This window comes from Novispirillum itersonii, from assembly GCF_014205675.1.
Taxonomy (GTDB): domain Bacteria; phylum Pseudomonadota; class Alphaproteobacteria; order Rhodospirillales; family Rhodospirillaceae; genus Novispirillum; species Novispirillum itersonii_A.
This window is the reverse complement of record NZ_JACIIX010000017.1, coordinates 83,803-94,866: the sequence shown is the minus strand read 5'-3', so window position 1 is coordinate 94,866 and position 11,064 is coordinate 83,803. Positions and strand designations below refer to the sequence as shown.

The 11,064-nt window shown below is 66.4% G+C and carries 5 protein-coding genes and 1 tRNA gene; 1 reads left to right on the top strand and 5 read right to left on the bottom strand.

The features are described from left to right. Positions 1–15 precede the first annotated feature (15 nt). A tRNA-Met gene (locus FHS48_RS17925) sits at positions 16–92 on the top strand. Between the two features lie 237 nt (positions 93–329). Here the strand turns inward: FHS48_RS17925 and FHS48_RS17920 are convergent. The 5 genes from FHS48_RS17920 to FHS48_RS17900 are packed head-to-tail and all read right to left on the bottom strand — an operon-like array spanning position 330 to position 11,049. Beyond that, positions 330–1,754: an MATE family efflux transporter gene (locus tag FHS48_RS17920; protein ID WP_184265618.1), complete on the bottom strand. Its 1,425-nt coding sequence runs from the start codon at positions 1,752–1,754 to the stop codon at positions 330–332. Next, positions 1,751–3,193 (bottom strand): aldehyde dehydrogenase family protein, encoded by a 1,443-nt coding sequence (locus FHS48_RS17915; protein ID WP_184265615.1) that lies wholly within the window; start codon positions 3,191–3,193, stop codon positions 1,751–1,753. Before FHS48_RS17915 ends, FHS48_RS17920 begins: the two co-directional genes overlap by 4 nt. Continuing rightward, positions 3,183–4,565, bottom strand: a complete 1,383-nt coding sequence (locus FHS48_RS17910) for an aminotransferase class III-fold pyridoxal phosphate-dependent enzyme (protein WP_184265612.1) — start codon at positions 4,563–4,565, stop codon at positions 3,183–3,185. The genes FHS48_RS17915 and FHS48_RS17910 overlap by 11 nt, the downstream gene beginning before the upstream one ends. 29 nt (positions 4,566–4,594) lie before the next feature. Then, positions 4,595–5,365: a thioesterase II family protein gene (locus tag FHS48_RS17905; protein WP_184265609.1), complete on the bottom strand. Its 771-nt coding sequence runs from the start codon at positions 5,363–5,365 to the stop codon at positions 4,595–4,597. Beyond that, positions 5,365–11,049: a condensation domain-containing protein gene (locus tag FHS48_RS17900; protein WP_184265606.1), complete on the bottom strand. Its 5,685-nt coding sequence runs from the start codon at positions 11,047–11,049 to the stop codon at positions 5,365–5,367. The genes FHS48_RS17905 and FHS48_RS17900 overlap by 1 nt, the downstream gene beginning before the upstream one ends. Between the last annotated feature and the right edge of the window lie 15 nt (positions 11,050–11,064).

The following is an 11,064-nucleotide window of genomic DNA, read 5'->3' as shown; positions in this document are numbered from 1 at the left end:
ACCGAAACACCACACCGCGGGGTGGAGCAGCCCGGTAGCTCGTCAGGCTCATAACCTGAAGGCCGCAGGTTCAAATCCTGCCCCCGCAACCAATATACGAACCCCCCCCCGCCCACAGAAATGAGGGCGGGGGGGTTCGTTTAGGAACTCTCTTATCGCCACCGCTGTCGCTCATCGGGCCCGCCTGCCGCACTCTGGAGCCAGAAAAACAGAGTGTCCGGAGGTGTCTGGAGCGTTTTCAGGAAAAGGAGGCACCGATTCTGCGGCTGAAAACGCTCTCTCATTATTAAAAATAGAGAACTTTCTTCGAAAAACCGGTGCTGATTCAATCAGGAAAGGCTTTCGGAGGTGGCAGGGGCGATGTCAGGGGTCCTTTTGCCCTGTATCCCCCACAGCCGGAGGAGCGAGGCGACCAGAGCAACGGACAGGCCAAGCAGCAGCCCCCACCACCATCCAGCGGCCCCCATGGCCCCGCCGAATATTGAGCTGCTGCCCAGCAGCCAGCCGGACGGCAGGCTGACCCCCCAGTGGGCGAAGACCGTGATCAGGAACGGGCCGCGGTGATCTCCCAGACCACGCAGCAGAAACGCTGTCGTAATCACCAGAGCATCAAGGGTAAGCAGCAGGCCGATGATTTTCAACAGTTCGACGCTGCCAGAAACGACAGCCGGGTCGGTGGAGGACAGCCCGGCAATCTGGTGGGGATAAAGCAGGATCAGCGCAGAGAGCCCTAACGGAAGCACCGTACACACTGACAGGCACAGGGAAATCCAGCGGATGGTCTGGGCGCGGTCTCCCGCCCCCGAAGCCTGCGCCACCAGTACGGCACCGCCCATTCCGATTCCAATCGGAATCATCAGCAGAACATTCAGCGTCGTATAAGAAATCTGATGTGCGCTGATTGCAACCGGCCCAATGGTCGCAATCGCCAGAGCAACCACCGCCATGACCACATAATCCGACAGCAGATTCAGGGCAATCGGCAGCCCGGTGATGCAGAAGCGCCAGACCGCCCCGAGGCTGACCGCCGGACGGGCCAGCAGGCTCCGCCAGACCGGACGCAGCCGGGGGTGGGCAAGGCTGATCACCAGAACGGACCCGCCGTACAGCCACAGCACAAGGGCGGTGGACAGGCCGCAGCCAACGGCCCCCAGAACCGGGAGCCCCAGTGCGGAGAACGCCGGACCGCCAAACAGGAAGCCATAGGTCAGGATCCCCTTGACCACCGCACACAGAATGGTGACCGCCGTAATCAGGCGGGGCATCCCGAACCCTTCAATCAGAAAGCGCAGGGCCAGAAACAGTCCGAAACCGGGAAAACCAAGGGCGACATAATGGATGTACGCCACCGCTTCCGGGATAATTTCCGGGCTGACTCCGATCAGGGTAAACAGGGTTTCGCTGCCGAACCACAGGGCAAGAGCGCCCAGCCCGCCCCAGGACAGTCCGGTGATCAGTCCAACGGCCAGAGCCGGGCCGATCTCGTCGGGCTTACCGGCCCCGATCAGGCGGCCGACCGTCGGGGTCAGCAGATACAGGAAACCGACCATCACGGTCATCACCGGCACCCACAGCGAGATGCCGGCCGAGACCGCTGCCAGTGACAGGGTGCCAAGGTGCCCGGCCATGACGGTGTCAATGATGGCATTGGCGATCTGAAACAGTTGGGACAGGGCAATCGGTGCCGCCAGAGCCAGCAGTGTCCATAAACCGGTCCGGGGTGCTGCCGGGGAGGGGGAAGGGGAAGCCGTCATTGGGCAAACATCCTGACTGAGGAAGAGGGGAGGCCGTGAAAGCGGGGGGACGATGTCCAGGGGGCCATCAGGTCCTCCCATCGGGGAACCGGGCGCTGAACCGGCATGGAGACCCAGATGGTATTGAGGAACTGTCGCCAGCCGACGTTCTCCGTCAGGGTGCATTTTCCCCAGGTCCCGCAGGAAACCGTAGACGTGAACGGCATGCCGTTCCCGAAGCTGCCGGTGTTGCCATTTCCGGTGGACTGATTGACCATGATACGGCTGACCTTTGCCTGCCGGGCCAGAACGTCAATATGCTGTGGTGTTGTGGTGTGCAGGGCGCAACTGTGGCCCGGTCCGACCCGTTCGGTCAGGCTGGCTGCGGCGGTGACGGCGGCAGGGAAATCCTCGGCACTGTACAGCCCAAGGACAGGGCATAGCTTCTCACCGCCGAATGGATCTGCGGCTGGTAAGGGCGCGGCCCATGCTGCCAGCGCCCGTGTGCCGTCCGGAACGGAAATACCGGCCAGCGCAGCCACCTCGGGGGCGGGGCGGCCGACAACGGCCCGGGACAGGGTTTTGCCGTCCGGCCACAGGGTTGCCCGCAGCCGGTCTGCCTCCCCGGATGAGCAGACATGAACCCCTTCCTCGGTCAGGGCGGCCAGGGCGGCAGCGATGATCGGGCGTTCCAGAACCATGCAGCTTTCCGCAGAGCAGGATGTGCCGTTATCGAACGTTTTCCCGGCCACCACAGCGGCGATGGCGCTGACAGTATCGGCGGTGGCGTCAACCAGAACCACCGCATTGCCCGGTCCGGCGGCATGGGTCGGTGTTCCGGTCCGGCGCACGCGTTCCACGGTTGCGGAACCGCCGGTGGCAATCACCAGATCGGTGTTTTCGGCGAGGACCGTTGCATGGTGGCGGGTGGGGGACTCAACCATTTGCAGCAGGTCAGAAGGGGCGCCCGCACGCTCCAGAGCCTGCCGGACCAGTGCCACCGTCAGCCGGGTGACCGTCTGGGCAGAAGGATTGGGGCAGACGATCACCGCATTGCGGGTCTTCAGGGCCACCAGTGTATTGACCAGCAGGGCTGCTGCGGGGGCGGTGGAGGGCACAAGAACGGCAATGACCCCGATCGGGCGGGCATATTTGGCAATCCGCAGGGCCGGATCCTCGTCGATCACGCCAATGGTCGTAATGCCATGCAAATCGCCGAGCGTTCCCCGCACCCGTGTCTCCAGCCGGATCCGGCTGTCCTGAGCGGATCCGATACCGGACTCGGTTACCGCCATCTCGGCCAGAGCCTGACTGGCCGCCGGTTGCAGAACATGCCAGCCAACGGCGGCCACCGTTTCGTCAATCCGGTTTTGGTCCCAGTGTTCGATACGGGCCTGAGCCTGCCGGGCTGCCGCCACCAACGGGTGGATGGAGGCGGCTGCGCTGTTTTCACCGCTCATTGCGGGGCCCCCCGCTGCCGGGCAACAGGGTATCCACCCACTGAAGCACCGTGTCGAGGATGGCCAGACCGTCTTCCAGATCGGTTTGCGGGACACTCAGGGGCGGCGCGATGAAAATGAAGTCCTGCCGGGCCAGAACCACCAGTCCGGCCTTCAGGCATCGTGCCGCAATCTCGCGGGAGAGGGTGGCGGGAACCGGTCCTGTTCCGGCCAGAGGGGTGCGGCGGTTCCGGTCCGCTGTCAGCTCCAGACAGGTGAACAGGCCAATGCCCCGGACGGTCCCGATGCAGGGGTGGCGGTCCTGAAGGCCACGCAGATGGTCCAGCAGCCATGCCCCGCGTTCGGCGGACCGCGCAATCAGCCCCTCCTGATGGTATACCTCCAGCGTTGCCACACCGGCCGCGCAGGCAAGGGCGTGCCCTTCCGTGGTCAGTCCGCCGACAAAGGGGCGGTCGCGGAAATGCTCATACAGGGCCGGGCGCAGGGCCACTGCCCCGAGGGGGACATAGCCGGAGGTGATGCCCTTGGCCGTGGTCAGCAGATCGGGGACCACTCCGGCGTGGTCGACGGCAAACCAGGCGCCGGTGCGGCCCCAGCCGGACATGGTTTCATCCGCCACCAGCAGGATGCCGTAACGGTCGCAGAGGGTCCGGATACCGCGCAGAAACCGTGTCCCGGGAGTGTAGAGACCGTTGGTCCCGACAACCGGTTCAAGGATCAGGGCGGCGATGGTGGTTGGTCCCTCGCGCTGGATCAGGGTCTCGACCGCCTCAAGGGCCAGTGTCACCTCCGCCTCGGGGTCGGTTTCATTGAAAGCGGAGCGCCACAGACCGGGAAGATTGAAACGTGCCACACCGGGAACGCCGGGTTCAGACAGCAGGCGGCGGCCATCGCCGGAGACGGCTGAGGCCATGGCTGTTGCCCCGTGATAGCTTTGCCACGCCGACAGAATTTTCCAGCGTCCGGTAACCGCCCTGGCAATTTTCAGTGCGTTTTCAACGGCTTCTGCGCCGCCATTGGTGAAAAAGATATGATTCAGATCCCCCGGGGTCACTGCGGCCACGGCCTCGGCCAGCCGCAGGCGGGCTTCTGTGGCAAAGGAAGGGGCAAGATAGGTCACGGCCCGCATCTGCCGCTCCATCGCTGCCAGAACATGCGGATGACTGTACCCGATGTTGACGCTGATCTGGCCTGACCCAAAGTCCAGCACCCGGTTGCCGTCCTGATCGTAGAGGGCGGATCCTTCGGCATGGGTGAACAGGCGGGGCGAGCGCAGGGCCTGTGGTTGCCAGCCATAGACCGTATGGGCGGCTTCCCGGGCGCGCCAGTCTGCGGCTGTTGCGTCGGCCGGGCGGGAGAAATGATGGGTCATCGCGGTATATTCCGGACCAGAAAGGGGGATCAGGCGGCGAGGTCGGAGACCGCCCGGCGGGCGGCGTTGACCACTGTGGCAACCACGGCTGGACTCTGATCGTTGACGAAGAAATGTCCGCCCTCGAACAGGGCGATGACCGCCCCGCCCCGGCTGAGATCACCCCAGCGCGGCAGGGCATCGGGTGGGGCGTCCAGATCATCGCGTCCGGACAGCACCAGAATCGGCGGGGTGATCACCGGATCCGGGCCGGGGGCCCATGTTTCAATCAGCCGGAAATCATTGCGGACGATCGGCAGAATGAAGGCCATCAGATCCTGATGTTCCAGAATTTTAGGGTCCGTGCCGCCAAGGCGGATGATTTCTTCCCGCAGGCCGTCATCGGTGCGCAGGTGCACCTGCCGCCCACGGACGCAGTGCGGGGCAATCCGGCCACTGCACACCACCAGTCTGGGGGTAATGCCGTAGTCGGTTTCCAGAACCCGGGTGACCGCCAGCACAATTGCTGATCCCATGCTATGGCCGAACAGAACGATGGGGCGGTCGGCCTGTGGGGCTATCGCGGCGGCGATGTCGCGGGACAGTCTGTCCATATCATCGCTCAGCGGGTCGTCCATCCGGGTGCCGTGACCGGGCAGTTCGACCGGCCAGAGTTCGGCATCCTCCGGCAGCAGGGCAGACCACGGGCGGAACCATGCGGCGCTGCCACCGGCAAAGGCGAAGCAGAACAGCCGCCATCCGGCCCCGGGCCGGTGCTGCCGGAACGGAAACCAACGGTGATGCGTCGGGTGGGCGGTCATCAGACAACCTCCTGCATGGACTGGGACGGGGCCGCCGGCAGATCGCCGGTACGGATCAGGAAAGACAGGGTCAGGGTCAGCAGGTCGGCATCGGTTGACCGCAGCGTCATCCCCAGCGCGGTCAGGCGGTCGCGGGTGCGCTGTCCGTCCACATGGAACAGGTGGCGGTGGTCGCTGCCGTCATCGCTGACCAAGGGCAGAACGGCGGCAGCCGCTCCGGTCGGGTGTTGCCGGGCCACTGTCCGGGCCCGCTCCACCCAGACGGACGGAGGCAGGGTTTCCACCGGATAGCCCAGACCGCGCAGGGCATCCGCCACATCGGCCCAGCTCAGGGGCTGGCCGCCGGTGATATGATGGATCGCCGGACGGCCCTGCGGATCGCGGGCGAGGGTCAGCATGGCCTCCACCACCTGATCCACGGGCAGCAGGTCCAGCGGGCGGTTTCCGGCCGGAACGGCGGCGGTTTCCACAATCGCCCGGGCCATCCGCCAGGCAATTTCCCCGGCGTCGATCCGCCCGTCGAAACTGTCGCCGGAGATCGGGGTCATGCGGTGGATGGTGACCGGCAGTCCCCGGGCGATGGCCCGCTGCATCAGGGCATCGGCGACCCAGCGGCTTTTCCGGTAGCCGTTTTCCAGACCGGCCCATGACGGCAGGGGGCTGTCTTCGGTGACGGTCAGGCCGTCACGGTCGGCCAGACTGTGATCAATGATGGCAAAGCTGCCGACCGCATGCAGCGGTTTCAGGCGTTTATGAACGCACAGGCGCAACAGTTCGCGGGTGCCGAGGACATTGGCGGCCCGAAGCTGGGCATAGGACTCGGTCATGGAAATCCGCGCCCCGGCGTGCAGGATCACATCCACCCGGTCGCCCAGATCATCCCAGGCGGCGGTGTCGAGGCCAAGCTGGGGCAGGTCAAGGCGGCCGGGAATGATCTCCACCCGGTCCAGCAGGTCGAGGCGGCCGAAACCATAGGCGGTCCACTCTTCGGCAATGCGGCGTCGGGCGGTCTCCGGATCCCGGTCCCCGCCAAGATACAGCACGGTGCAGGCCGGATCCTGTGCCAGACGACGGAGAATCCACTGAGACAGCAGACTGCCGGATCCGGTGTGCAGAACGCAGGCTCGGGCCTCCGGCCATTGGCTGGGCAGGGCGGCAGAATCCTGCGGGGGCAGGATGGCGTTGGCCATCGCGACGTCTGCGGTGATCAGGGTCTGTTCGGCCGTGCTGTCCTTTCCGGATGCCCCGGCAATGATCGCTTCAATGCTGGCGGCCATGGCCTGAAGGGTCGGGGCGGCGAATGCCGCCCGCAGCGGATATTTGATGGCAAAGCTCTTCCCGATGGAAAACGCGAGCTGGGTCATCATCAGGGAATTGCCGCCTCGGTCAAAAAACTCATCCTCCCGCCCGAGGGGGATATCCCCCAGGACGGCCTGCCACAGGGTGGCCAGACGCTGTTCAGTCGGGCCCTGCGGGGCCGGGCGTTCACTGTCTTCCCCGGATGGCACAGTCACCGGGGGCAGCCGGTGCTTCAGAACCTTGCGTGAGGCGGATAACGGCCACTCCCTGACGGTGACCACGTGATCGGGGACGAAGGCAGGGGGCAGGCTGCGCCGCAGATGGTCCCGGATCCGGGCGGTCAGGGATGTCGCTGCCGGGGCGTCGTAGGGGCGGCTGATCAGCGACAGGTCCGGGGTTGCTGTCTGGGCGGGATCAAGCAGCAGCCGGGGCGGGGCCAGCGCCGTGCGGACGAACGCAGCCCGGAACTGCGACGGGTCGCCTGACAGGTCGAGGCCGATGGCGCTGTGGTATCCAAAGCGCTCTGCCAGCGCCCGCAGTGTTGCCGGATCCGTGGCCTCCCGTTCCGGCGAGGCCGCGAGTACGGTCCGCCAGCGTCCGGCATCTGTGATGTCCGGATCGTCCAGCAGGGCCAGTGCCTGCCCCGGCCGGGTCAGGCGGCGGTGGGGGATTGAGGAGACAAGCACCGTGTCCGGGCCTGTGGCAAGGCGGGCCGCGAGGTCGTCCTGCCCGCTCCAGAGGACTGCGTCCGGTAAAGCCGCCGCCGCCGGAGCCTGATCAAGCCACAGCACCACATCATAGCGGTAGCTGTTCAGTTCGTTGTCTTCCACCCCCGGTTTCGGCCGGGCCTCGATGGCGGACAGGCGTGGCAGGATGGCCTTCAGGGTCGGGAACAGCCGGGGGTCAACCAGCAGTTCAGTCTCGTGCGCGGTCAGCTCGTGCAGACGGCGAAGCAGGGCGTGGCGGTCAAGGGGATCCGGGCTGCGGGCCAGCATGATCTCAGCCGCCAGAACGGACTGAAGATGCAGGGGGCGCAAATCGGACAGAATGATCCGCCCGCCGTGTGCGATGACCGGGGCCACTGTCTCCAGAACCCGCAGCAGATAGGCCGCATCGGGGAAATACTGAACCACGGAACTCAGCAGGGCAACCTGATATCCCTCCGGCGGAACCATGCCGGCGGGGACCGGTTGGTCCGCAGGCTGGTGCAGCAGCCCGACATGGGCCAGCCCCGGATCCCGCTGTTGCAGGTGCCGGATGCAGGTCAGCGCCGTTTCACTGATGTCGGTTCCGGTATAGTGGGCGGTTTCGGCGGCCAGCCGCCCCAGCAGCAACCCTTGCCCGCACCCTACTTCCAGAACCGATGTGACCGGGCCTTCCCGGACCAGATCAAGGGTTGCCTTGACCCACGCCTGCATATGACTGGCCGGGATCGGCTCTCCGGTGACGGCGCTCTGCCAGATCCGGAAGTCATCCAGCGGTGAATCCCCGTCGACCACATCCTGATAGGTCCGGTCGTACAGGCTGCGCCATTGATCTGCCCGGGTAGTTCCCGTTTCTGGGGTTTCCGTGTCTGGGGTTCCGTTGTCCGCGCCGTGGGATGCGGCCGGGGCCGGTTCAACCCATGCGACGAGGCGGGGGTCGGCGTCCTTTGGTTTGATGACGCCGACGACGGCGGCCCTGATTCCGGGCATATCGAGGAGGCGGGCCTCGATTTCGGCCGGTTCGATGCGGACGCCACGGATCTTGATCTGCCCGTCCTTTCGTCCGAGATGGACCAGCGCACCGTCGGGGCGCTGGCGGGCGAGATCGCCGGTGGCATAGAGGCGGGTCGGGGTACCGTCAGGGGCGGTCCAGTCGCGGAAGGCCAGAGCGGTCCGGTCGGGGGCCTGATGATACCCGAGAGCCAGACAGACCCCGGCGACGTGGATTTCGCCGACCGCGCCGGGCGGGACCGGCTGGCCGGTGGCGTCCAGCAGCCACAGGGTGCAGCCGGGCAGGGGCCGGCCGATGGCGGCCACCGCCGCCGCCTGAGTGGCGGCAGGGTCGGCGGACAGGTCAAGGACGGCGGCGGTGACGTCGGCGGTGACTTCGGAGGACCCATAGATGTTCAGCACCACCGCCTCCGGCCGCAGTTTTTCCTTCAGGCGGGGCAGCAGAACGGTGGGCAGGGGCTCGCCGGACAGATGCAGGCGGTGGAGCGGCCACGGGGCGGGGTCGGGATCGGCCTCCAGCAGGGCCCGCAGCAGCGAGGGCGTCAGCACCAGCCGGGTCGGGCCGGTGCGGCGGATCACCTCCAGCAGGGCCGACGGGGTGCGGGCGGCGTCCGGGTCGGGGATCACCGCCGGGAAGCCGTCGAACAGCGGCTGCAAGACCTCGGCGATGCTGTCAACAAAGGCGGGGGATGTCTTCAGCAGTCCGCGCGGGGTGTCCTCTCGGTGGAAGGCGGTACGGTCCCACAGCAGGCGGTTGACCACCCCGGCCTGCGTCAGCACCACCGCCTTCGGGGTGCCGGTGGATCCGCTGGTCCAGACCATCGCCACCGGGGCTTCTGCGGTCAGGGCCGGGCGGGGGGCAGGCGGTGACAGGTGCGATGGGTCTCCGGCGATGATGCCGTGCAGGGCAGCAACCGGATTTGCTGACAGATCGGCCCAGCGGTCTGCAGAGGTGACGACGCCGGATATTGCGGCGGCTTTCAGCCGTTCTGCCACGGCGGCGGCGGGCAGCATCGGATCGAGCAGGGCATAGGGGCTGCCCCGGCGCAGGCAGGCCAGAATCGCCGTGACATAGTCCACACCCGGATCAAGCCACAGCGCCACCGGCTGACCGGCCGGAACAACCGTGGTGATCCCCGCATCCAGACGGGCGGCGGCGTCCAGAAGATCCGGCCCGGTGGACAGGGACCGGCCCTGATCATCCAGCAGGACCGGGCCGACAGCGGACAGGGCCGCTTCCAGCCGGGTCCACAGGGAGACCCCGGTGTCCTGCGGGGCCGGGACTGTGCCGCAGGAAGGGCGGGCCGCCGGGTCGGCCCGCAGGGTTACGGTCCCCAAAGGCTGGTCTGCCTGCCGGATCAGGGACAGACACAGGCTGTGGACCTGATCCAGCAGGGCAGAAGCCGCTTCGGCGGTGAAGACGCGGCGGTCATATCCCAGACGCAGCAGCAGGGTTTCCCCGGTATAGACGAACAGCGTCAGCGGATAAGCGGTGCGATCCCATGTATCAACCGGTTTCCAGACCAGACCGGCCTTCTCCCACACCGGGGAGCGGGGGGCTGGCATGTCTTCCTGCACCACCATGGAGGTCAGGAACGGATCGTAGGGGGAGAACCCGGCCAGACGCTGGTATTCGGCGGGTGACAGAAAATCATGATCGCGGGCGGCCAGTTGGGCGGCCTGTATGGCGGCCATCCAGTCACGCACCGTCTGGTGGCCATCAACCGTGACAGCGCAGGGCAGAATGGCCATCAACGGGCCGAAAAGGCGGTCAATGCCCGGCACGGCGGGCGGGCGGGTGGCGCTGGCCACTGCAAACAGGACCCGGTCCTGATGTTCAAAACGTGACAGCAGCAGGGCCCAGGCCGCCTGAACCAGTGTTGCCGGGGTCAGGCCAAGACGGCGCAGTCCGGCTGTCAGTCCGGCGGTTTCCCCGGCCGGAATGACCTGTTCCGCATAGCGCAGGGCGGACGGACTGTCGGCGGTTGGCTCCCCTTCCTGCCGCAGGGGCAGACGGCTGGCGGCAACACCGTCAAGCTCCCGGCTCCAGTACGCCCGGGCCGCCGGAAGATCCTGCCGGGCCAGCCAGTCCGCATAGCCACGGAAGGCCGGTGCCGGGGGCAGGGACACGGCCCGGCCGCCGGTGCGGGCGGCGTAAACGGCGGCGACTTCTTCCATGCCGACGGTCAGGGACCAGCCATCGGTGATCAGGTGGTGTACCGCCAGTATGACGGCATGCCGGTTCGGTGACAGCCGGACGATGGTCAGGCGCAGCAGCGGCGGGCGTTCAAAATCGAACGGCTGCTGACGGTCTTCCTCGATCAGGGCCCGCAGGCGCTGCTCCTGTCCGGTCGCCGGGGGATCGCTCCAGTCCTCCTGACGGACGGGAATCACCGCATGGGCTGACACCGCCTGCATGCAGCGGTCGAGGCCCTGCCAGTGGAAGGAGGTCCGCAGGGCCGGGTGGCGGTTGGCAACCTCCTGCCACCCGGCGACATAGGCGGCAACGTCAAAAGGGCCGTCCACGGTCATGGTGTAATGCTGAAGGAACAGTGCGCCATCCGGGTTGGCCAGAACATGATACAGCATGCCCAGTTGCAGCGGGGTTGCGGCATAGGCATCAACCAAAGCTGTGGCGGCAGGGGCAGAAGCGGGAGCGGAAGTGGTCATCGGTGCCTGATCCAG

Coding starts and splice junctions, on each gene's coding strand:
- FHS48_RS17905 (WP_184265609.1), bottom strand. CDS start 5,365: ATGACCGCCCACCCGACGCATCACCGTTGGTTTCCGTTCCGGCAGCAC.
- FHS48_RS17915 (WP_184265615.1), bottom strand. CDS start 3,193: ATGAGCGGTGAAAACAGCGCAGCCGCCTCCATCCACCCGTTGGTGGCG.
- FHS48_RS17910 (WP_184265612.1), bottom strand. CDS start 4,565: ATGACCCATCATTTCTCCCGCCCGGCCGACGCAACAGCCGCAGACTGG.
- FHS48_RS17900 (WP_184265606.1), bottom strand. CDS start 11,049: ATGACCACTTCCGCTCCCGCTTCTGCCCCTGCCGCCACAGCTTTGGTT.
- FHS48_RS17920 (WP_184265618.1), bottom strand. CDS start 1,754: ATGACGGCTTCCCCTTCCCCCTCCCCGGCAGCACCCCGGACCGGTTTA.